This is a genomic window from Rhodococcus sp. DMU2021 (genome assembly GCF_019641445.1).
Classification (GTDB): Bacteria; Actinomycetota; Actinomycetes; order Mycobacteriales; family Mycobacteriaceae; genus Rhodococcus; species Rhodococcus pyridinivorans.
In genome coordinates, this window is sequence record NZ_JAIFKB010000011.1 from 104,651 (window position 1) to 126,470 (window position 21,820).

General features: G+C 67.7%; 19 protein-coding genes and 1 pseudogene. 15 read left to right on the top strand and 5 right to left on the bottom strand.

Annotated elements, in window-relative coordinates:
- Positions 1–3: 3 nt before the first annotated feature.
- Together K3M35_RS16275 and K3M35_RS16280 are read left to right on the top strand one after the other, a co-directional pair.
- Entirely contained in the window at positions 4–2,481 is a 2,478-nt protein-coding gene (locus tag K3M35_RS16275) for an HAD-IC family P-type ATPase (RefSeq protein ID WP_024103116.1), read from the top strand.
- 63 nt (positions 2,482–2,544) lie between these two features.
- The gene (locus K3M35_RS16280) at positions 2,545–2,829 is read left to right on the top strand and encodes an antitoxin (RefSeq protein ID WP_006551618.1); all 285 of its coding nucleotides are present in this window, start codon (positions 2,545–2,547) and stop codon (positions 2,827–2,829) included.
- A gap of 24 nt (positions 2,830–2,853) precedes the next feature.
- On the opposite strand, the gene K3M35_RS16285 is transcribed toward K3M35_RS16280, so the two are convergent.
- From K3M35_RS16285 to K3M35_RS26225, 3 genes and pseudogenes are all read right to left on the bottom strand, one after another.
- A complete protein-coding gene (locus K3M35_RS16285) occupies positions 2,854–3,810 on the bottom strand; it encodes a TIGR03885 family FMN-dependent LLM class oxidoreductase (RefSeq protein WP_033096948.1) in 957 nt (318 codons plus the stop codon).
- A 125-nt stretch (positions 3,811–3,935) separates the two neighbouring features.
- A complete protein-coding gene (locus tag K3M35_RS26675) occupies positions 3,936–4,196 on the bottom strand; it encodes a glycoside hydrolase family 15 protein (protein ID WP_306669318.1) in 261 nt (86 codons plus the stop codon).
- 64 nt (positions 4,197–4,260) lie between these two features.
- Positions 4,261–4,503: pseudogene (locus tag K3M35_RS26225) on the bottom strand (trehalase-like domain-containing protein); the annotation flags it as partial.
- 308 nt (positions 4,504–4,811) lie between these two features.
- On the opposite strand from K3M35_RS26225, the gene K3M35_RS16295 reads away from it, so the two are divergent.
- The 10 genes from K3M35_RS16295 (at position 4,812) to K3M35_RS16340 (ending at position 15,950) form a co-directional block, all read left to right on the top strand.
- Entirely contained in the window at positions 4,812–5,726 is a 915-nt protein-coding gene (locus K3M35_RS16295; protein ID WP_220666696.1) for an alpha/beta hydrolase, read from the top strand.
- Between the two features lie 97 nt (positions 5,727–5,823).
- Entirely contained in the window at positions 5,824–7,470 is a 1,647-nt protein-coding gene (locus tag K3M35_RS16300; protein ID WP_220666697.1) for a Na+/H+ antiporter, read from the top strand.
- A 32-nt stretch (positions 7,471–7,502) separates the two neighbouring features.
- Positions 7,503–9,017, top strand: a complete 1,515-nt coding sequence (locus K3M35_RS16305; protein ID WP_220666698.1) for a SulP family inorganic anion transporter — start codon at positions 7,503–7,505, stop codon at positions 9,015–9,017.
- A 74-nt stretch (positions 9,018–9,091) separates the two neighbouring features.
- Entirely contained in the window at positions 9,092–10,306 is a 1,215-nt protein-coding gene (locus tag K3M35_RS16310; protein WP_006551613.1) for a sensor histidine kinase, read from the top strand.
- Between the two features lie 31 nt (positions 10,307–10,337).
- Entirely contained in the window at positions 10,338–11,120 is a 783-nt protein-coding gene (locus K3M35_RS16315) for a LytTR family DNA-binding domain-containing protein (protein ID WP_006551612.1), read from the top strand.
- Positions 11,117–11,491, top strand: coding sequence for a hypothetical protein (locus K3M35_RS16320; protein ID WP_033096946.1), 375 nt, complete (start codon positions 11,117–11,119; stop codon positions 11,489–11,491). Before K3M35_RS16315 ends, K3M35_RS16320 begins: the two co-directional genes overlap by 4 nt.
- A gap of 7 nt (positions 11,492–11,498) precedes the next feature.
- A complete protein-coding gene (locus K3M35_RS16325) occupies positions 11,499–13,295 on the top strand; it encodes a cation acetate symporter (RefSeq protein ID WP_019289890.1) in 1,797 nt (598 codons plus the stop codon).
- A 124-nt stretch (positions 13,296–13,419) separates the two neighbouring features.
- Positions 13,420–13,785 (top strand): DUF485 domain-containing protein, encoded by a 366-nt coding sequence (locus tag K3M35_RS16330; RefSeq protein ID WP_019289889.1) that lies wholly within the window; start codon positions 13,420–13,422, stop codon positions 13,783–13,785.
- Complete coding sequence (locus tag K3M35_RS16335; RefSeq protein WP_220666699.1) at positions 13,782–15,416, top strand: cation acetate symporter; 1,635 nt, start codon at positions 13,782–13,784, stop codon at positions 15,414–15,416. Before K3M35_RS16330 ends, K3M35_RS16335 begins: the two co-directional genes overlap by 4 nt.
- A 96-nt stretch (positions 15,417–15,512) precedes the next feature.
- Complete coding sequence (locus K3M35_RS16340) at positions 15,513–15,950, top strand: SRPBCC family protein (protein ID WP_220666700.1); 438 nt, start codon at positions 15,513–15,515, stop codon at positions 15,948–15,950.
- 53 nt (positions 15,951–16,003) lie between these two features.
- Here K3M35_RS16340 and K3M35_RS16345 read toward each other — a convergent pair whose 3' ends face one another.
- Complete coding sequence (locus K3M35_RS16345; RefSeq protein WP_220666701.1) at positions 16,004–17,401, bottom strand: MFS transporter; 1,398 nt, start codon at positions 17,399–17,401, stop codon at positions 16,004–16,006.
- Positions 17,402–17,584: 183 nt separating this feature from the next.
- Entirely contained in the window at positions 17,585–18,595 is a 1,011-nt protein-coding gene (locus K3M35_RS16350; protein WP_220666702.1) for an AraC family transcriptional regulator, read from the bottom strand.
- Positions 18,596–18,759: 164 nt separating this feature from the next.
- On the opposite strand from K3M35_RS16350, the gene K3M35_RS16355 reads away from it, so the two are divergent.
- From K3M35_RS16355 to K3M35_RS16365, 3 genes are all read left to right on the top strand, one after another.
- Positions 18,760–19,734, top strand: coding sequence for a quinone oxidoreductase (locus K3M35_RS16355; protein WP_220666703.1), 975 nt, complete (start codon positions 18,760–18,762; stop codon positions 19,732–19,734).
- A 94-nt stretch (positions 19,735–19,828) separates the two neighbouring features.
- Positions 19,829–20,677 (top strand): TauD/TfdA family dioxygenase, encoded by an 849-nt coding sequence (locus K3M35_RS16360; RefSeq protein ID WP_220666728.1) that lies wholly within the window; start codon positions 19,829–19,831, stop codon positions 20,675–20,677.
- A 54-nt stretch (positions 20,678–20,731) separates the two neighbouring features.
- On the top strand, positions 20,732–21,784 hold the full coding sequence (locus tag K3M35_RS16365) for a 3-keto-5-aminohexanoate cleavage protein (RefSeq protein ID WP_039587506.1): 1,053 nt from the start codon (positions 20,732–20,734) through the stop codon (positions 21,782–21,784).
- Positions 21,785–21,820 lie beyond the last annotated feature (36 nt).

Genomic DNA, 21,820 nt, shown 5'->3' on the forward strand with positions numbered 1-21,820 from the left:
GTCATGGCAGTAGAAGAGCCCACGACGGTGGTGGGAACGGGCGAGGCACCGGTCCTCGCATCCGACCATGCAGCCACGGGGCTGTCCACCGAGCAGGTCGCCGAGCGTGTGGCACGTGGCCTCACCAACGATGTCCCCGACCGCGCGTCCCGATCGGTCAAGGACATCGTCCGGGCCAACGTGTTCACCCGGATCAACGCGATCCTCGGGGTGCTGCTGCTGATCGTGCTGGCCACCGGCTCGATCATCGACGGCATGTTCGGTCTGCTGATCATCGCGAACAGCGGCATCGGCATCATCCAGGAGGTGCGTGCCAAGCGCACCCTCGACAAGCTGGCCATCGTCAGCCAGACGAAACCCGTCGTGCGCCGGGACGGCATCGCCGCACCGATCGCTCCGCGCGAGGTGGTGCTCGACGACATCATCGAGCTCGGCCCCGGCGACCAGCTGGTCGTCGACGGCGAGGTGGTCGAGGCCCAGGGTCTCGAACTCGACGAGTCGCTGCTGACGGGTGAGTCGGATGCCGTGCACAAGGTGCCCGGCTCGACGGTGATGTCGGGCAGCTTCGTCGCCTCCGGCTCCGGCTCCTACCGTGCGACGAAGGTCGGCCGCGACGCCTACGCGGCGCGACTCGCGGAAGAGGCGAGCAAGTTCACGCTCGTGAAGTCGGAGCTGAACGCGGGCATCAACAAGATCCTGCGTTTCATCACCTACCTGATGATCCCCGCAGGTCTGCTCATCATCTACAACCAGCTCTTCTCCAGCGGCGAGTCGCTCGGCCCCGCGCTGAGCGGCATGGTCGCCGCCCTCGTGCCGATGGTGCCCGAGGGTCTCGTGCTCATGACGTCCATCGCGTTCGCGGTCGGAGTCGTCCGCCTCGGACGTCGTCAGTGCCTCGTGCAGGAGCTGCCGGCGATCGAAGGCCTCGCGCGCGTCGACGTGGTGTGTGCCGACAAGACCGGCACGCTCACCGAGAACGGCATGCGCCTGTCCGATCTCGAGTCCCTCGACGGCAGCGGCCTCGACGAGGCCCGCGCCGCCCTGGCCGCGCTCGCGGCCGACGACCCGCGTCCGAACGCCAGCGTCCTCGCGATCGCCGAGGCGTTCCCCACCGCCCCCGGCTGGGGCGAGCCGACGGCGGTCGCGCCGTTCTCGTCGGCGAAGAAGTGGAGCGGCCAGTCGTACGGCACCCACGGCAACTGGCTGCTCGGCGCACCCGACGTGCTGCTCGACCCCGGCACCGAGGCGGCGCGACGCGCCGAGGAACTCGGCTCGAGCGGGCTGCGGGTGCTGCTCCTCGCATGCAGCGACCGCCCGGTCGACGACGAACTCGCCCCCGGCACGGTCACGCCCGTCGCGCTCGTCGTCCTCGAACAGCGGGTGCGCCCGGACGCGAAGCCGACCCTCGAGTACTTCGCCGGCCAGCAGGTCGACGTCAAGGTCATCTCCGGCGACAACGCGATCGCCGTCGGTGCGGTCGCCTCGTCGCTCGGCCTGCCGGGTAGCGCGTCTCCCATCGACGCGCGTTCCCTGCCGGAGGGCGAGAACGAACTCGCCGACGTCGTCGAAGGCTCGACGACCTTCGGCCGGGTCCGTCCCGATCAGAAGCGCTCGATGGTCGGTGCGCTGCAGTCGCGCGGTCACACCGTCGCGATGACCGGCGACGGCGTCAACGACGTGCTCGCCCTCAAGGACGCCGACATCGGAGTCGCGATGGGGTCGGGCAGTCCCGCGACCCGCGCGGTCGCACAGATCGTCCTTCTCGACAACAAGTTCGCGACGCTGCCCTACGTGGTGGCCGAGGGTCGCCGGGTCATCGGCAACATCGAACGCGTCTCCAACCTGTTCCTCACCAAGACGGTGTACTCGGTGCTGCTCGCCTTCCTGGTGGGCGTGTCGGGTGTGCTGTCGCAGGTGTTCGACTTCGAGCCGTTGCCCTATCCGTTCCTGCCCCGGCACGTGACGATCGCGGCGTGGTTCACCATCGGCATCCCCGCCTTCCTGCTGTCGCTGGCACCGAACAACGAGCGGGCACGCTCGGGCTTCGTCTCCCGCGTGATGCGACTGGCGATCCCCTCGGGCGTGGTCGTCGGTGTGGCGACCTTCGTCTGTTACGTGCTCGTCTACGGCGGCCCGGAGCAGACCGAGCAGCAGAAGATCCAGGCCGGCACCTCGGCCCTGATCACCCTGCTGATCATCGCGCTGTGGGTGCTCGCCGTGGTCGCCCGCCCGTACCAGTGGTGGAAGATCGTGCTGCTCGCCGGTTCGGTGCTCGGTTACGTGATCCTGTTCTCCGTGCCGTTCACCCGGGAGTTCTTCGCGCTCGATCCGTCGAACGTCGCGTACTCGACGATCGCGGTGACGTGTGGGCTGATCGGAGTCGTCCTCGTCGAGGCCCTGTGGTGGGTGTCGGGACGTCTCCACGGGGAGCATCGCCGCCTGTTCGCCGCCTCCGGCGATCTGCTCCCGGGCGTACACTGACCCGCAGCGCACGGATCGGTGCGCCCGAACCTCACAGCGATCCGACGAGGGAAGGACCGAACGATGGGTTTCATGGATTCGGTGAAGGGCCTTGTGAACAAGGGCAAGGACTACGCCTCGAAGAACCCCGACAAGGCCGATCAGTTCATCGAGAAGGTCGGAGACCAGGTGGACGGACGTACCGGCGGGAAGTACACCCAGCACGTCGACAAGGCGCAGGACGCCGCCCGTCAGCATCTGGGTACCACCGACAATCCCGCACCGGGCGCGCAGCCCGGACCCGGCGGGGAGCCCGGTCCGGAGGGTGGTCCCGGACCCGAAGCGCAACCGGGTCCGCGTCAGCCCTGATCGAGGCAGGGGCGGCAGCCCCGTTCACGGCAGGTATGGCAGTACGGCGTCGCCGAAGGTGTCGATGAACGGGCGCTGATCCGGCCCCACATGGTGCAGATAGATCTCGTCGAAACCGAGTTCGGCGAATTCGCACAAGCGGTCGACGTGTTCGGCGGGATCGTCGGACACGATCACCGCGCCCTCGAGAGCGCCGTCGTCGAGTTCGGCGGCGTGGGCCTCGAATTCCTCGGGCGTGGCGAGTTCTGCCATGAGTTCCGGCGGTAGGGCGTTCGTCGCCCACTGTTCCCGCGCGATCTCCCGAGCGCGTTCCCGCGTGGGCGCCCAACTCAGATGGACCTGCAGCACGGTCCGTCCGCGTCCGCCCCCGTCGCGGTAGGCGCCGAGGATCCGCCGCAGGTCCTCGAGCGGGGCGTTCACGGTGACGAGACCGTCGACCCGGTCGGCGAAACGACCGGCCGTCTCGGGAGTCAGTGCGGGAAGCAGAATGTCGGGAGGAGTCTCCGGCCGGTCCCAGACCCGTCCGCGGTCGACCTTCACCGCGCCGTCGTGGTCGACGACTTCGCCTGCGTGCAGGCGTCGCACGATGTCGAGGTTCTCACCGAGGAGTTGCTGCCGTTCCTCCTTGGATGGCCAGGCGACTCCGGACATGCGTTCGTTGCAGTGCTCGCCGCTGCCGAGTGCGAACCAGAAGCGCTGCGGGAACATCGATGCCAGAGTGGCGGTGGCCTGGGCGGTGACGACCGGGTGGTAGCGGAAGCCGGTCGCGGTGACGACACCGAAACGTAGGTCCGTGGTGGCCAGGGCCGTTCCGAGCCACGACCACGCGAACCCCGAGTGTCCCTGGCGGTGCGACCACGGTTCGATGTGGTCCGAGCACATGGCCGCCCCGAAACCGGCCGCTTCTGCGAGCCGGACGTCCTCGAGCAGGCGGGATGGGGACGCCTGTTCGTGCGAGGCGTGAAAACCTATCAGCGTCATACCTGTCCGCTCCTCCGGTCGATCGGCGATCAGTACTTCTTCGATGAGGGTCAGTGCAGCCGTCATGAGTGCGAGATGGCTCAGTCCCTGGGGGAGATTGCCGAGGAAGGTGCCGTCCTCGGCAATCATCTCCGAGTACAGGCCCGGGCGAACACCTTCGCGTCGGCGCCCTGATCGCGCACCACGCGGAGCAACCAGCTCATCGCGGCGTGCACCTCCTCGCGATCGCCGAGACGGATCAACGCGTGCAGGGTGTAGGCGGCGTCGCGCACCCAGGCGAAACGGTAGTCCCAGTTCTTCTCGCCGTCCGGGATTTCCGGAACGGACGAAGCCGCCGCCGATCGAGCGGCGGGCGAGCTCACCCCAGGGCAACCGCCCGGCGACACCCGTGTGGATCGAATCGGTCACCCGGACCCGGCCGTGTGAGGTGGTGAAGACGGTGCTCAGCACGTTCGTGCCCGGCACGTATGCGCGTTCGACGGTGAACTCGTCGACCGGTTGCAACTCGATGGAACCGCCCGCCGGTGCGTCGAGCAGTCGTGCGAAGACCGGGTGCGAATCGAGGAGCGGTACCGGATACCAGTCCACCGAACCGTCCTCGGCGACGAGGGCGACGGTGTCACCGTCACCCAGCGCGGCATAGGTGCGCAGGTCCGCATAGCCGTCGTCGTCGCGGGCTGGGATCACACGCACTCCTCGCTGGGGCCGGGTACACGGCGGTCGATCGGTTGCATACCCCGGCCGCGTCGGGGCAAACGACCTGCCGGTCTCGCTGCGAGATCGGGTGTGCGGGCGCGTCGTGGAAGCAGGAGGGGCGGGGCGAACGGCATCCGGCAGGGCGGCCGAAGAAGAAGACGTGGCCGCCGTGTATCCGGGATTCGTTGTGCCACAGCGAATTTTTCACATCTTCTCGACATTGTGCAGGTAAGGGCGTACAGCTATCGTGCGCCGTATACGTGGTGCAGACATCACCCGTCGTGCGACGACGAAGGGATCGGACGATGACCGCAGCGGCCTATGCCGAGTTCCTGCCCGAGAACTACCGATCGGCCTGTCGAGAACCGGAGTCCACCTGGTGGGACTGGCGCGGTCGCCGCGTCCACATCGCCCGCAACCCTCGCCCCGATGCTCCGGTGCGCGTGATGGGAATCCACGGCGCGGGCGGCCATTCCGCGGCGCTCTGGTCGTTCGCCTCGCTGGCCGCGGACGACGACGTGGACATCCTCTTCCCCGACATGCCCGTCTACGGACGGACCGTCGAACCCCGTCCCTCGCAGGTCCGGTACTGCGATTGGATCGACCTGCTCTGCGACCTCGTCGCAGCCGAACGCGCCGACGATCCCCGGCCGCTGGTCCTCTTCGGCGCGAGTATGGGCGGGATGATGGCCTACGAGGTCGCGGCTCGCACCGGGCAGGTGGCCGCGGTGATCGCGACCTGCCTCCTGGACCCCGGCGATGCCGAAGCCCGGGCGGCTGCAGCCCGATGGGGCTTCGCCGGAAGGATGGCACCCTCGGTTCTGCCGCCCGTGGCCCGGGTGGCGGGTGATCTCCGGTTGCCGATCAGATGGCTCGTGCGGATGAACCGGATGAGCAACGACCGTGACCTCACACGCATGTGCGAGTCCGATTCTCTCGGGGGAGGGGTCCGGATCCCGCTGGGATTTCTGGCCGACTGGTTCACCTACCCGCACACCGCACGCGAGGACTTCACCGCAGTCCCGGTGACGCTCGTGCATCCCGCCGCCGACCGCTGGACCCCACCGGAAGCCAGCCTGCGGTTCCTCGACCGCATCTCCGGGCCGACGCAGGCCGTCCTGCTCGAGAACTGCGGGCACTGGCCGATCGAGGAGCCCGGCCTCACTCGGCTGATCGCCGCGACGCGCGCCGTCATCGCAGGGGTGGCCGAACAGGCGTAACCACGGAGCCGGCACCCGGACGCGGGTTCCCTTCGGGCGGCCGCCGGCTGTGTCACCATCACACCGTGAACCGGATGCCTGGCACGGTGCCGTCGCGATGAACGGCGCGTGGATCCTGCTGGTCGTCATCGCCGGGATCGCGGTGACCGCCGTCGCGTCGCGTCGCGACCTGCAGGCTCCGCTCGTGCTCGTCACCGTCGGCGCACTGGTGTCGTTCGTGCCGGGTCTGCCGCGGCTCGAACTGGATCCGGAGGTCATCCTCGGGGTCGTCCTGCCGCCGCTGCTGTATTCGTCGGCCCTGCGGTTCTCGGTTCCTACCTTCCGGCAGTATCTGCCGTCGATCCTGCGGCTCGGGATCTACACGGTGCTCGTCACGGCGTTCGTCGTAGCGTGGACGGCGTCCGCGATGATGGCGACGCTGACCTTCGGTGCGGCACTCGCTCTCGGCGCGGTCGTCGCACCGACCGACGCGGTCAGTGCCGTCGCCGTGGGACAGCGACTCGGACTGCCGAAACGGGTCATCGCGGTGCTGACCGGGGAAGGTCTGGTCAACGACGCCACCGCCCTGACCCTGTTCACCGTGGCGATCTCGGCCGTCACCGGCACACACATCCTCGCCGACTCGCCGTTCCTGTTCTTCCTCTACGAGGTCGCGGGCGGGATCGCCGTCGGCCTGGTGCTCGCGTACGCCGTCCACCTGATCCGCGCCCGGATGTACGACTCGCCTCTCGAGACCGTGCTCGGCCTGGTGCTGCCGTTCGCGGCCTATCTCGCCGCCGAGGAGATCCACGCCTCGGGAGTGCTCGCCGTCGTCGCCGCCGGACTGTTCATCGGGCACCGTGCCACCGAGGTCTCGGTGAGCACGCGACTGCAGGAACGCGCGGTGTGGAAGAGCGTCGACGTGGTGCTCGAGACTTTCGTCTTCGCCTACATGGGCCTGCAACTGCGGTTCGTCCTCGACGAGGTCCGCGACAGCGGCGCCGACCTGCGCCTCGCGTTGCTCGGTGCAGTGGTGATCCTGCTCGTCGTCATGATCGTGCGACCCGCATGGGGTCTGCTGCACTGGGGGCGACGCGCGCTCGTGCGGCGCGCCGGATCCGAACGCCTCGGCCGCGACCAGCTGAATTTCCGGGAACATGTCGTGGTGTCGTGGGCGGGCATGCGTGGGGTCGTCACCCTCGCCGCAGCCGGTGGGGTGCCCGTGGTGATCGCATCGGGTGCTGCCTTCCCCGGCCGCGAGATGATCCAGATCTCCGCGCTGGTCGTCGCCATCGGCACACTCCTCATCCAGGGCGCGACGATGCCGTGGCTCATCCGCAGACTCGACGTCACCGACCCCTACGAGCGGCTGCGGACCGAGGAACAGATGACCGTGACCCGCAGGATCTCGGCCGAGTCGAGCGACCGGGTTCTCACCGAACTCGCCGCGCATCCACCTGACGGCGTGGACCCGGAGATCTACGACAGACTTCTGGCCAAGGCACGCAAGTCACTCCGATCCCGGCAGGAGGCGGAGACCGTCGAGGACACCGCGGAGGACGCCGGAACACGACTGGCCGCGTTGTTCGACGACATCCGGCGGGCATCCCTGCGGGCGCGACGCCAGGCCCTCATCGACGCTCGCGATCGGGGTGAACTCGACGACGAGATCCTCCGCGACGTGCTCGAGAGCCTGGACATCGACGAAGCGGCGGTGGAGGAGCGCATCCGCCGCCGTCGTCAGGACGGCAGTGCACAACGGTAGGACAACCGGGCGCAACGGTAGACTTTCCGCAAGTGAACACCCCGCACGGCCCGGAACAGGTGCCGCACGATCCCCGCACCGACGTCTCCGTTCGGTTCGCTCTCCGGTCACCTGCTCGTCTGAAGACCGAACTCCTGGCCGGCCTGGTCGTGGCGCTCGCCCTGATCCCGGAAGCCATCGCCTTCTCCGTGATCGCCGGCGTCGACCCCCGGGTCGGGCTGTTCGCCTCGGTGACCATGGCCATCACCATCGCGATCGTCGGGGGACGGCCCGCGATGATCTCGGCAGCGACCGCGGCCGTGGCACTCGTGATCGCCCCGGTGTCCGAGCAGTACGGGGTGGACCATCTCATCGCGACGGTGATCCTCGGCGGCGTCTTCCAGGTGCTGCTCAGCTTCCTCGGCGTCGCCAAGCTCATGCGGTTCGTGCCGCGCAGCGTCATGGTCGGCTTCGTCAACTCGCTCGCGATCCTCGTCTTCGTCGCCCAGATCCCGCACCTCGTGGACGTGCCGTGGATGGTCTACCCGCTGGTGGCGGCAGGTCTGCTGGTGCTGGTGTTCCTCCCGAGGATCACCGAGGCCGTGCCGGCTCCGCTCGTCACGATCGTGCTCCTCACCGTCGTGACCGTGGCCTTCTCGCTGAACGTGCCGGACGTCGCGGACCAGGGTGAACTGCCCGAGAGCCTGCCCACCCTCTTCTTCCCGGACGTGCCGCTGACCTTCGAGACCCTCCGGATCCTCGCGCCGTATGCGCTCGCGATGGCCCTCGTCGGCCTCATGGAATCGCTGATGACGGCCAAGCTCGTCGACGACATCACCGACACCCGGTCGGACAAGACCCGCGAGGGCTGGGGCCAGGGCGTCGCCAACATCGTGACCGGATTCTTCGGTGGCATGGGCGGCTGCGCCGTCGTCGGCCAAACCATGATGAACGTCAAGGTCTCCGGGGCACGGACCCGTCTGTCCACCCTGGCGGCCGGCGTGTTCCTGCTGATCCTCGTGGTCGCGCTCGGCGACATCGTCGGTCTGGTTCCGATGGCCGCCCTCGTCGCCGTGATGATCATGGTGTCGATCGCGACGGTCGACTGGCACAGCGTCCACCCGCGGACGCTGCGGTTGATGCCGCTCAGCGAGACCGTCGTCATGGTCGTCACCGTCGTGGCCACGGTGAGCACCGGCAACCTCGCGATCGGGGTGTCGCTCGGAGTGCTCACCGCGATGGTGCTGTTCGCCCGCCGGGTCGCGCACATGACCACGGTCGAGAGGACCCTCACGAGCGACGACACGTGCACCTACCGGGTCACGGGGGAACTGTTCTGGGCGTCGAGCAACGATCTCGTCTTCCAGTTCGACTACATCGGCGACCCGGAGAACGTCGTCGTCGACCTCACCGCCGCCGACATCTGGGACGCGTCCACCGTCGCGACCTTCGATGCGATCCAGCAGAAGTACGCGGCCAAAGGCAAGACGGTCACCATCGTCGGACTGGACGGCGCGAGCCTAGAACGCCTCCGCCGGTTGTCCGGCCGACTCGGTGGGGAGAACTGACTGCGCCTCCCGGGAGCAGGCTGCCGTTGTCGAGGCGCAACTCGACGGCGATCGATTCGACGTAACGTGAGCGCATGATCGCGATCGAGCTCGCCGCGGTGGTACTGCTCCTGGTGCTGGTCGTGGTCTCGGTGGTGCTGTGGACCCGGCGGGTGGTCACCACACCCGCCGAACGCGCGGTCCACGCGACCCTGCACACGGCGTCCCTTGCGGCGCGCCCCCTGCGCGCCGGGCTCGACGCGTCGTCCGCGAAGGAGGCCGCTCCGCACCTGCGGATGCTGCTGGCCGAAGCGCGCGCGGTGGCGCTGCTGGACGAGAACGGCGCCCTGCTCGCCTGGGACGGCCCGTTCGAGGAACTGACGGACGCGATGATCACCGCCGCGGGCCGTGCCGTCGCCGACAAGCGTCGCGTGCTCGTCGGGCACCACGACCTGCGACGAGACCACGGCGACCTCGCGGCCCGCGCACTGATCGCCCAGCCGCTCGTCGTGGAGGACATGGGTGTGGCGGGGGTGCTCGGCGTCGTGACGACCGTCGAACCCGGCCCGGCGCTGCTCGGCGCGATCACCGAGGTGGCGCGGTACGCGTGCAGTCAGATCGAGCTGGCCGAACTCGATGCCTCCCGCGCCCGGCTCGACCGCGCGGAGGTCCGCGCGCTGCGCGCCCAGATCAGTCCGCACTTCATCTACAACGCGCTCAACACGGTGGCGTCGTTCGTCCGGACCGACCCGGACCGGGCCCGCGAACTGCTGCTGGATTTCGCCGACTTCACCCGCTACTCGTTCCGCGCGGCCGGTGAGTACACCCTGCTCGCCGACGAACTGCGCAACATCGACCGGTACCTGACGCTCGAACGTGCCCGCTTCGGCAACGCCCTCGAGGTGCGCCTGCAGATCGCGCCCGAGGTGCTCAACGTGACGCTGCCCTTCCTCGCTCTGCAGCCGCTCGTCGAGAACGCCGTGCGGCACGGGATCGCGGGCAAGGAAACTCGCACGGGCACGATCACCATCACCGCGGCGGACGAGGGCACCGACTGCGTCATCAGCGTCGAGGACGACGGGATCGGCATGGACCCGGACCTGCTGCGATCGGGCACGCTCGACGCGATCGCCGAGAGCGAGCACGGCAGCGGTGTCCGCGAGTCCGCGCACGTGGGTCTCGCCAACGTCGACGACCGGCTGCGTGCGGCCTTCGGTAACGACTACGGCCTCGTCGTCGAGACCGCGCCGGGGGCCGGCACCCGGGTGAGCATGCGCGTGCCGAAGTTCAGGGCGGGTATCCGGCCGTGAGGAACACCGGGCATGGCACGATGGATTCGCCGTGAACGAGATCACAGACAACCTGACCGTGCTGGCGGTCGACGACGAACCGCCCGCCCTCGACGAGCTGGCCTACCTGCTGCGCGCGCAGGAGGAGATCGGCGTCGTCCACACCGCGGGAGACGCGACGACCGCTCTGCGCGTGCTGCGCGACGGAGGCATCGACGCGGTTTTCCTCGACATCAACATGCCCGGACTCGACGGGCTGGAACTCGCAGGCATCCTGCGCAATTTCGCGGTGTCCCCGGCCGTGGTGTTCGTGACCGCGCACGACGATCGCGCGGTCTCGGCGTTCGACCTCGGCGCCGTCGATTACGTCCTCAAGCCGCTGCGGGAGGAACGACTCGCCGAAGCGGTCCGGCGGATCGCCGAACGCAGCCGACCCGCGGCGCAGGCCGCATCCGACACCGGCCAGAGCGACGACGTGATCCCGGTCGAGCTCGGCGGTGTCACCACGCTCGTGCCGCGCTCGTCGGTCCACTGGGTCGAAGCCGAGGGCGACTACGCGCGACTGCACACCGCGACCGGTTCGCACCTGGTGCGGATCCCGATATCGACGCTCGAGAGCCGCTGGGCCGATGCCGGCTTCCTGCGCGTGCACCGCTCCTTTCTCGTGGCGCTGCCGCTCGTCACCGGTATCCGCAGTGTGGGTTCGGGTCTCGTCGTGTGCCTGCGCAGCGACAGCAACTCCCCGCCCGTCGAACTGCCGGTCAGCCGCCGGCACACGCGGGAACTCAAGGACCGGCTCATCCGCGGTCCGATGCAGTCGTGGACGTCGCGATGAGCACCACCGGCGGATCGCCCCCGCAGCGGCAGCGTGTTGTCCTCGCCGAACGGCGCGGGGCGCGCATGGTCCGCACCCGGGTCGAGGTGCAGCAACAGACCGAGGTGGGCGACGCGATGGTCCGCGGGCTGGTCCGGGCACAGCTCGGGCTCGCCCTGCGGGTCGCGCTGTTCACCGTGTGCCTGCTGGGCAGCATTCCGGTGCTGTTCCATGTCGCTCCCGGTCTCGCCGTGGTGACGGTCCTCGGGATCCGCCTGCCGTGGGTGTTGCTCGGTGTGGTCGGTTATCCGATCCTGCTCGGTATCGCGTGGGTGTATCTGCGCCTCGCCGAACGCAACGAGCAGGATTTCACCGACCTCACCGACGATTGACGACCCCGTGAGCGGATCGATTCCCGTCGTCACCGTCGTCGGTCTCGTCGCCGCGGCGATCGCCACCGTCGCGATCGGTGTGTACGGCGTGCGGATGGCGCGCACCACCTCGGACTTCCTCGTCGCCTCCCGCAGCGTCGGGCCACGCTGGAACGCCGCAGCCATCTCCGGTGAATACCTCTCGGCGGCATCCTTTCTCGGGGTGGCCGGGCTCGTCGCGAAGTTCGGTGCCGATGCCCTGTGGTATCCCGTCGGTTTCACGGCCGGCTATCTGGGTCTGCTGCTGTTCGTCGCTGCGCCGCTGCGACGTTCGGGTGCCTACACCGTCCCGGACTTCGCGGAGTTCCGGCTGGGGGAGAAGTGGCTGCGCACGCTGTCGATGATGGTCGTGGCGATCATCTGCATCCTGTATCTGGTGCCGCAGTTCCAGGGCGCGGGACTCACGCTCAACATCCTTCTGGGAGTGCCCGACTGGGTGGGCGTCGCCGTGGTCGGGGTGATTGTCGTGGCCAACGTGGTCGGCGGTGGGATGCGCTCGATCACGTTCGTGCAGGCCTTCCAGTACTGGCTCAAGCTCACCGCGGTCGCCCTGCCCGCACTGGTCCTCACGTTGCACTTCGTCGGCGACCACCGGGCCGTCGACGAACCCGTGCCGCCCACCGTCGCGGAGATCACGACCGTCGACGTAACGATCGATGTGGTCGTGCAGGTCGCCGAGCCGTTGCCGGTCGTGGTGACCGGGGAGATCGACGGCCGATCGGTCGCAGGTGACTTCGAACTCGAGCCGGGAGAGCACGTCCTCGGGGCAGGCACCGAACTCGTCCTCGATGCCGGTTCTCCGGTGCCGGTGGTGGCCGGTGCGCCGACCGACAACGACAGCTGGGCGTCGCCGGGGGCCGGATTGGGGGCGAGCAGCGAACATCCGTTGTTCCAGGTCTACTCGCTGATGCTTGCGACCTTCCTCGGAACCATGGGTCTGCCGCACGTGCTGGTGCGCTTCTACACGAACCCGGACGGTCGCGCGGCGCGCATGACGTCCTTTGCCGTGATCGGGCTGCTCGGGCTGTTCTATCTGTTCCCGACGCTGCTCGGAGTGTTCGCGCGCCTGTACGTCCCACAGTTGCTCATCACGGGACGGTCGGACGCTGCGGTGCTCTTGCTGCCGGGATCGGTGCTGTCCGGATGGGGCGGGCAGTTGCTCGCGGCCCTCGTAGCCTCGGGCGCGATCGCGGCCTTCCTGTCGACGTCCTCCGGGTTGCTGGTCAGTGTCGCGGGCGTGCTGTCCACGGACGTGCTGCGCGGACGGGTGCGCGACTTCCGGATCGCCGCGGTGCTCGCGGGCGTGGTGCCGCTCGTGCTGGCGCTGTCGGTGACCTCGCTCGACCTGTCGCGTTCGGTGGGACAGGTCTTCGCGATCGCCGCGTCGACGCTGTGTCCCCTGCTGGTCCTGGGGATCTGGTGGCGTGGCCTCACCGCGATCGGTGCCGCGGCAGGGATGGTCGTCGGTGGTCTCGTCGCGGGAGGCGCCGCCCTGGCCACCGTGCTGCTGCCGATCGATCCGTCGGTGGCCGCAGGGTGGCCGACGGTGCTCTCCGCCTATCCGGCGGCGTTGAGCGTGCCGCTGGCGTTCGTCACGATGATCGCGGTGAGCGTGCTGACGCGTCGGCGGATCCCTCGCGACGTGGGCCGGACGTTCTCCCGCATGCACGTGCCCGAGCGGCTCGGCATGGGCCGCGACCGCGAACTCGGAGCGTTCGGCGACCGGGGGCGGGGACCCGGGGAGAGGCGCCGTTCGTCGCGGTGACGCGACCGCTCGTCGCACGAGGACACCCCTCGTCGTTCCATCTCTTGCCTCCTCTGTTCGTGTGACTGCCGTCTCATTAACGTTGTGATCACCCTCACTTCACACGACTACCAAGGAGTCGGCAGTGACCACAGCACCACTCAGCGAGAGTGGCGTACCCCAGCAGCGACGGATACCGACGCCGCAGGAGTTCGTCACGATGCAGGAGAGCCCGGAGTTCCAGGAACTGCGCAGCCGCCTGCGCCGTTTCGTGTTCCCGGTGACGGCGTTCTTCCTGGCCTGGTACGCCCTGTACGTCCTGCTCGCCACCTACGCGGACGAGTTCATGGCAACGAAGGTCATCGGCAACATCAACGTCGGGCTGATCCTGGGTCTCGGCCAGTTCGTCACGACCTTCGTAATCACCGCCGTCTACGTGAAGTTCGCCGGCCGTGAGCTGGATCCGCGTTCCGCCGCGATCCGCGAGGAACTGGAAGGACCGCAGCAGTGACCGTTCTCGCGCAGAGTGGGACCGACGTCGGTAACCCGATCCTCAACATCGCCATCTTCGTCGCGTTCGTCGTCGTCACGATGGCGCTGGTCATCAAGGCCAGCCGCACGACGAAGAAGGCCTCCGACTTCTACACCGGCGGTGGCCAGTTCTCCGGGCCGCAGAACGGCTTCGCCATCGCCGGCGATTACCTGTCGGCCGCGTCGTTCCTCGGTATCGCCGGTGCGATCGCCGTCTACGGATACGACGGCTTCCTGTACTCGATCGGCTTCCTCGTCGCATGGCTCGTCGCCCTACTGCTCGTCGCCGAACTGCTCCGCAACACCGGCCGGTTCACGATGGCCGACGTGCTGAGCTTCCGGCTCAAGGAACGCCCCGTCCGCATGGCGGCGGCGCTCTCGACCCTCGCGGTGTCGCTGTTCTATCTGCTCGCACAGATGGCCGGCGCCGGCGGACTCGTCGCGCTGCTGCTCGACATCGAGGGCAAGGCCGGCCAGGCGATCGTCGTCGCGGTCGTCGGTGTGCTCATGATCGTGTACGTGCTGATCGGCGGCATGAAGGGCACGACCTACGTGCAGATGGTCAAGGCCGTGCTGCTCATCGCCGGTGCGGGCCTGATGTTCGTGCTCGTCCTGTTCGCGGTGCGGGGCAACTTCTCGCAGCTGCTCGCCGACGCTCAGGCGATGGTGTCGAGCTCGTCGAACGAGGCCGTCGCGCAGCGTGACGTGCTCGCTCCCGGTGCCAAGTACGGCATCAGCAATATGACGCAGATCGACTTCCTCTCGCTCGGCCTCGCGCTGGTCCTCGGTACCGCGGGTCTGCCGCACGTGCTGATGCGCTTCTACACCGTGCCCACCGCCAAGGAAGCTCGTCGCTCGGTCACCTGGGCCATTGCGCTCATCGGCGCCTTCTACCTGTTCACCCTGGTCCTCGGCTACGGTGCTGCGAAGATGGTCGGCCCCGACGCGATCCTCGGTGCTCCCGGCAAGGAGAACGCGGCGGCCCCGCTGCTGGCCTTCGAGCTCGGCGGAACGCTGTTCCTCGCGATCATCTCGGCGGTCGCCTTCGCGACGATCCTCGCGGTCGTCGCCGGCCTGGCCATCACCGCCTCGGCATCCTTCGCCCACGACATCTACGCCAGTGTCATCAAGCGTGGCAACGCCACCGAGGACGAGCAGGTGCGGGTCTCGCGGATCACGGTCGTCGTGATCGGTCTGGTGGCGATCGTCCTCGGTATCCTCGCCATGGGACAGAACATCGCCTTCCTGGTGGCCCTGGCCTTCGCGGTCGCCGCCTCGGCGAACCTGCCCACCCTGCTGTACTCGCTGTTTTGGCGAAAGTTCAACACGACCGGCGCCCTGTTCAGCATCTACGGCGGTCTGATCAGCTGCCTCGTGCTCATCGTGTTCTCCCCGGCGGTATCCGGTGCCCCGTCGGCGATGTTCCCGAACGTGGACTTCTCCTGGTTCCCTCTGTCGAACCCGGGCATCGTGTCCATCCCGCTCGCGTTCGCGCTCGGCATCGTCGGCACCTACGTCGGACGCCGCAAGCAAGAGAACCGGTACAAGCAGGCGGAGATGGAGGTCCGCTCGCTCACCGGCGTCGGTGTGGAGAAGGCCGTCTCCCACTGATCCTCTGCGTCGCGTGGCCCGCTCCCGAGCCGGGGGCGGGCCACCGTCGTGTCGGGGCGCCCCGCCGGCGGAACGGACCGTCTACTGTTGCGGACCATGGCGAAACTCGAAGTGTCCACCGATCTTCCGCTCGATCCACACGCTGCCTGGGAGCAGGCTTCCCGTCTGAGTTCGTTCGGTGAGTGGCTGAGCATCCACGACGGCTGGCGCAGCGACCTGCCCGACACTCTTGCCGAGGGCACCACGCTGCAGTCGGTCGTGTCGGTCAAGGGCATGCGCAACCGCGTCACGTGGACCATCGTCGAACTGGCCGCGCCGCACCACGTGGTGTTGAAGGGGACCGGCAAGGGAGGTACGAAGTTCTCCATGCGACTCGCCGTTGCAGCTCGCGGGGACGGTTCGACGCTGTCGATGAAGATCGACCTCGGCGGTGCGCCCCTGTTCGGTCCGATCGGATCGGGGGTTGCGCGCGCCCTGCACGGCGACCTGCAGTCGTCGCTCGACACCTTCGCGCGCCGCTACGGCGGGAACTGACGCCTCCGGCGCAGCGTGAACCACGGACGGCTTCGTGGTGGCCCCACCCGATCTCATCGAGTCGGGACATGATGATCCGATGCGGCTGCGCTCCGACGGTGCAGCCGCTCCACGCCGCTTGCGTACCAACGCTTACCGAAGATCAGCGCCACGATCGCGAGTGCGTACACCAGCGGGGTCAGTTGCAGCGCGGCGAGTAGACCCAGACGGTCGGCGAGGATCCCGACGACGAACGGTCCGGTCGCCAGCCCCAGGACGTTGTTGGCGACCGTGAGGGTACCGAGCGCGGAAGCGCGCACCGACTCGTGCGTCAGTCGTGCCACCATGGCCGCGGTGGGACCCGAGGAGCCGGCGGCGAAGAATGCGCCGATCCCGATGAGGATCAATTGCGCCGGGCCGGGTGCCAGCTGGAATCCGATGCCGAGTGACGCGAGCGATACGAGGCAGAACGCAATAGCGCTGGTCCACTTCGCCGACGGGTTCGTGCGGCTGACCCGGTCGGTGATCATCCCGCACACCACCATGCCGGTGCCGATCAGCAGGACGAAGATCGATGCGACCATCCCGGCCTTGTCCGGGGCCAGACCGTACTCGCGGTTGAAGAAGCTGGGCGTCCATGCCAACAGCACCGCGGCGGTGAACATCTGCAGGCCGCCCCCGAGGTAGGCGCACCAGACGGCTGGGCTGGTGAACAGTGTGGAGATCGGTACCCGGACGTTCGGTCCATCGGGACGAACGGATGGTTCGGACGGCGCTGAGTCCTGACCGACCTTGTGCGCTGACAACCTGTCTTCGGTGACCAGGGCGCGGAACAGGGCGACGAGGATCAGGCCCAGCACCGCCATGGCTGCGAACGACCACCGCCAGCTCAGGTGCACTGCGATGACGCCACCGAGCGCGACGCCGATGACCGAACCGAACGAGCCGCCGGCCATGAAGGCACCGCTGAGTGCGGAATGGACGCGCGGGACGAAAACGCTCAGGATCACGGCGATTCCGACACTGCCGTAGGCGGCTTCGCCGACTCCGACCAGGAAGCGGGCGATGAGGAGCTGTTCGTAGTTGGCCGCCACGGCACAGAACAGTGTCGCGATACTCCAGATCACCGCCATCAGGGTGAGGCTCCGTACCCGGCCCCACCGATCGGCGAGGAGGGACAGCGGAAAGGTCAACAGGCCCACCATCAGTGCGACGATGCTGGTGAGCGATGCGAGTTGCGAATCCGTCAGTGCCCAATCCGCTTTCAGGAACGGGAAGACCGCGCTGAGCACCTGACGCGACATATAGTCCGAGAGCAGCAGTGCGAACGTCAGCGCGAAGACCAACCAGGGGTATGCGACGCGCCGGCGTCGGTTCTTCTCGGGTGTCGAACCACCGGAATTCGTTACCTCGTCCGGAGATTCGAGGGTGAGTTCGGCAGAGGTGCCGATCGGGGTGGGGAGAATTCCCATAGGAGCTCCTCGATAGAAAAGGGGCGGGTCGGAACCCGAGCAGTTCCACGGGTCTCGCGCGGGGATGGGGGAGGACGGCGGGGCCTGCGCCGGTCCGCGATTGCCGTGGTGCACATCACAGTAGTCGGGATGCGTCGTACTCACTTATCTCGAGGGGACACAGCTCTGTCCATTTCGGGACACTCAGGCTTCGGAGCGCTTGCGCCATTCTCGGGGAGTCATGCCGAAACGGCGGGTGAACCAACGCGAGAACCCGCTCGGGGCCGAGAACGACAACATTTCCGAGATTTCGGCGAAGGTGTGGCGCCCGCTCGTCACCAGCCGCTGGGCGAGTTCGGCCCGGGTGTCGTCGACGACCCGGGTGAAGGTCTGTCCCGATCCGGCCAGGTGCCGGTGAACGGTGCGTCGATCCACACCGAGACTCGCTGCCACCTGGTCGACCGAACAGCGCCCGGTCGGTAACAACAGTTCGACGAGCTCCCGGACCCGCCGCTCGAGCGCGGGGGTCTCGGATGCGGAGAGGTCGTCGAGGACCTGTTGCGAATAACTGCGGAGGACGGGATCGGAGAGGCGATTGGGTAGATCCAGATCGCCGGTGTACACAACGATTCCGGAGTAGTTGCCGTCGAAAACGAGGGGAGCGTCGAAGACGCGACGGTGCGTGCTGTCGTCGCCGGGCCGGCCGTGTTCGAAACACACCGACACGGGCCGCCAGCGGTCGCCGAGCAGGTACTGCAGAAGTTGGTGGATGACGGCGACCGCAAGTTCCGTGGCCTGGCGCACGGGCATGGGTTCGCCCGGTTCGACGCGAAGCACGATCGTCGACAGCCCGTCACGCTCGGTGATGTCGATGAACAGCGCCTCGTTGTACGTGTGCTGGAAACGGATCAACATGCGCAGGGCGCTGCGGGCGTTCGGTTCGTCGCGGATGGCCACGCTCAAGGGGCCGAGGGCCGAGAGGCGTCGCCGTTCGGCGAGTCTCAGTGCGAAATCCTGATGGGCGGTGACGGCGGCGGACAGTTCCAGCAAGCGGACGATCGACGCTGCCGGTACCCACCGGTCCTGCAGGTCGAGTCCGGACGGATCCAGCTCGACGCTGCGCAACAGCTCGATCGGATCGACCGAGAGCGAGCGGGCCAGTTCGACGAAACCCGTCAGTGTTGCGTAGCGCGCCAACGGCTTCGGCAGCGTCATCGCGCATCTCCTCGATCTCCCGGCGACCTTAAGGACTGTCCCCGAATGACAACGAATATGTCCCGCAGGGATAAGTATTCCGGATCTGTGCTCGTTAGTCTCGTGTTATCGGCGTCACACCCACTCTGCGCTAGCAGAACGCTCGACATCCAAGGAGAACACAGATGGCACACGCGATCCGCTTCCACGAGACGGGCGGCCCCGACGTCCTCGAATGGGAAGCCGTCGAGGTCGGCGACCCCGGCCCCGGCGAAGTGCGGATCCGGCACGAAGCCGTCGGCCTGAACTTCGCAGACACCTACTTCCGTACCGGGCTGTACCCGGCGCCGTTGCCGGCGGGAATGGGCGTCGAGGCCGCCGGTGTGATCGAGGCGGTCGGCCCCGGCGTCACCGATTTCCACGAAGGCGACCGCGTCACCTACACGGGAAGCCCGCTCGGTGCATACAGCACCGAACGAGTGATGGACGCGGCACACCTCATCGCACTGCCGGACGCGATTCCCTTCGACACCGCGGCCGCGATGACCATGCGCGGCCTGACCGCGGCGTACCTCCTGCGCCGCATCCACCCGCTCGAAGCCGGCGACACGGTCCTGCTGCACGCCGCAGCCGGGGGCGTCGGCCTGATCTTCTGCCAATGGGCGAAACGGTTGGGAATCAACGTCATCGGAACGACGTCCACTGACGAGAAGGCGGAGGTCGCTCGGTCCTACGGTTGTGCCGAGGTCATCGTCCACACCCGTGAGGACATCGCAGAACGAGTGCGCGAGCTGACCGACGGAGCCGGCGTGCCCGTCGTGTTCGACAGCGTCGGGGCCTCGACCCATCGTTCCTCGCTCGATTCCCTCGCCCGCCGAGGCCTGCTCGTCGCGTTCGGAACGGCCTCCGGCCCGATCCCACCGATCAGCGCCATGGACCTCGCGGTCAAGGGCTCGCTGTTCGTCACCCGGCCCGCGCTCGCGGACTACATCGCCGATCCGGTCGAGCGAGCCGAACTGGCGAACGAGCTGTTCGCGCAGGTCGCGGCCGGAGACATCGATATCGAGATCAACCAGAGATACGCACTCGCCGACGCCGAACGAGCACACCGCGACCTCGAAGCCGGCATCAGCGTCGGCTCGTCGGTGTTCTCGCTCTGACCTTCGGCCCGATCCACCCCCTCACGCCCAGGAGACCGTCATGACCACCTTCGACCACGCTCATGTCCGGGACGAGGCACGTCGCCGATTCCAGATGGACGCACGACCGCTGACGGGCAGTATCGGCGCAGAACTGCACCGCGTAGACCTCGCCGAGGTGGCCCGCGACGACGAACGATTCGCAGAACTGAAGGCGCTGCTGCTCGAACACAAGGTGTTGTTCTTCCGCGACCAGGAGATGAGCAGGGCCGAGCACGTCGCCCTCGCCGAGCGTTTCGGCTCGCTCGAGGACCATCCGGTACTCGGCAGTGATCCGGAACATCCCGGCCTGGTCCGCATCTACAAGGACCTCGACAGCCCACCCGAGGCGTTCGAGAACTCCTACCACTGCGATGCCACCTGGCGGGAGAACCCGCCCATGGGATCGGTGCTCCGATGCGTCGAAGGTCCCGCCGTCGGTGGCGACACGATCTGGGTGAACATGGCACTCGCCTACGAGCAACTCCCGGGGCACGTGAAGGAACAGATCGCCGGGCTGCGCGCGCGTCACAGCATCGAGGCATCTTTCGGTGCGCGACTGCCGATCGACAAACGACTCGCGCTGAAGGACCGGTTCCCGGACGCGGAGCACCCTGTCGTCCGCACCCATCCCGAAACGGGGGAGAAGGTCCTGTTCGTCAACAGCTTCACCACACACTTCACGAATTTCCATACGGCACAAAACGTCCGCTGCGGTATCGACTACGCCCCCGGGGCGGGCGAGCTGCTCCGATACCTGCAGAGCCGGGCGACGATCCCCGAGTACCAGGTCCGGTGGCGATGGACGCCGAACAGCGTGGCGATCTGGGACAACCGGTCCACCCAGCACTACGCGGTCCAGGACTACTGGCCGGCCGTCCGGAGGATGGAGCGTGCCGGAATCGCCGGCGATCGTCCCTTCTGACCTTCGAGAACTTCCTTCCCTCATCACCCACGACCCGATCCACAGGAGACCACGATGCACTTCCACGACGATGCCTTGTTCCCCGAATGCCAGGAGAAGCTGGTCATCACCGCGGCCCCGTACGGACCCGAATGGGAACCGGAGGATTTCCCGGAAGACCTGCCGCTGACGATGGACGAGCACGTCCAGCAGGCGGTGGACTGCTACGAGGCCGGAGCAACCGTGCTGCACATCCACGTCCGCGAACTCGACGGCAAGGGCAGCAAGCGACTGTCGAAGTTCAACGAACTGCTCTCCCGCCTGCGCGAAGCGGTGCCGGACATGATCCTGCAGGTCGGCGGCTCGATCTCCTTCGCGCCGGAAGGTGAAGGAGCCGAAGCCAAATGGCTGTCGGACGATGTTCGGCACATGCTCGCCGAACTGGATCCCAAGCCGGATCAGGTGACCATCGCCATCAACACGAGCCAGATGAACATCATGGAGCTCATGACCGCGGACGACATCGCCGGCACCTCGATGGAGCGTCCGGAACTCGCGGTGACCTACCGGGAGATGACCGTGCCCGCCGGGCCGGAATGGGTCGAGGAGCACCTGCGACGCCTGCAGGCCGCCGGCATCCAGCCGCACTTCCAGCTGTCGTCGATCCCGCAGCTCGAGACCGTCGAACGCCTGATTCGACGCGGCATCTACACCGGTCCGCTGAACCTGACCTGGGTGGGGATCGGCGGCGGTTTCGACGGACCGAACCCGTACAACATCATGAACTTCATCCAGCGTGTCCCGGACGGTGCCTGCCTGACACTCGAAACCCTCATGCGTTCGGTGCTGCCGGTCAACACCATGGCCATCGCCATGGGGCTGCACACCCGCTGCGGCAACGAGGACACCCTCTGGGGACGCAAGGGCGAGAAGATGACCTCGGTCGAACAGATCCGGCAACTGGTCCGTCTCGCAGACGAACTCGGCCGTGAGGTCGCCACCGGCAAGGAAGCCCGCGAGATCTACCGGATCGGCGAGACCTACCGTGACGCCGACGAGACGCTCGCGAAGCTCGGCTACGCCCCCAACCGCCGCCCGGGTCAGGTCGGCTTCACCCACCACGGCTGACACCCGGCGGCTCGCACCTGCATGGGAATGCTCCGT

Excerpts from the sequence above, each read along its gene's own strand:
- K3M35_RS16355 (WP_220666703.1), top strand. The coding sequence starts at position 18,760 with ATGGCACACGCGATCCGCTTCCACGAGACGGGCGGCCCCGACGTCCTC.
- K3M35_RS16360 (WP_220666728.1), top strand. The coding sequence starts at position 19,829 with ATGGACGCACGACCGCTGACGGGCAGTATCGGCGCAGAACTGCACCGC.
- K3M35_RS16295 (WP_220666696.1), top strand. The coding sequence starts at position 4,812 with ATGACCGCAGCGGCCTATGCCGAGTTCCTGCCCGAGAACTACCGATCG.
- K3M35_RS16300 (WP_220666697.1), top strand. The coding sequence starts at position 5,824 with ATGAACGGCGCGTGGATCCTGCTGGTCGTCATCGCCGGGATCGCGGTG.
- K3M35_RS16350 (WP_220666702.1), bottom strand. The coding sequence starts at position 18,595 with ATGACGCTGCCGAAGCCGTTGGCGCGCTACGCAACACTGACGGGTTTC.
- K3M35_RS16320 (WP_033096946.1), top strand. The coding sequence starts at position 11,117 with ATGAGCACCACCGGCGGATCGCCCCCGCAGCGGCAGCGTGTTGTCCTC.
- K3M35_RS16275 (WP_024103116.1), top strand. The coding sequence starts at position 4 with ATGGCAGTAGAAGAGCCCACGACGGTGGTGGGAACGGGCGAGGCACCG.
- K3M35_RS16340 (WP_220666700.1), top strand. The coding sequence starts at position 15,513 with ATGGCGAAACTCGAAGTGTCCACCGATCTTCCGCTCGATCCACACGCT.
- K3M35_RS16280 (WP_006551618.1), top strand. The coding sequence starts at position 2,545 with ATGGGTTTCATGGATTCGGTGAAGGGCCTTGTGAACAAGGGCAAGGAC.
- K3M35_RS16285 (WP_033096948.1), bottom strand. The coding sequence starts at position 3,810 with ATGACGCTGATAGGTTTTCACGCCTCGCACGAACAGGCGTCCCCATCC.
- K3M35_RS16365 (WP_039587506.1), top strand. The coding sequence starts at position 20,732 with ATGCACTTCCACGACGATGCCTTGTTCCCCGAATGCCAGGAGAAGCTG.
- K3M35_RS16345 (WP_220666701.1), bottom strand. The coding sequence starts at position 17,401 with ATGGGAATTCTCCCCACCCCGATCGGCACCTCTGCCGAACTCACCCTC.
- K3M35_RS16310 (WP_006551613.1), top strand. The coding sequence starts at position 9,092 with ATGATCGCGATCGAGCTCGCCGCGGTGGTACTGCTCCTGGTGCTGGTC.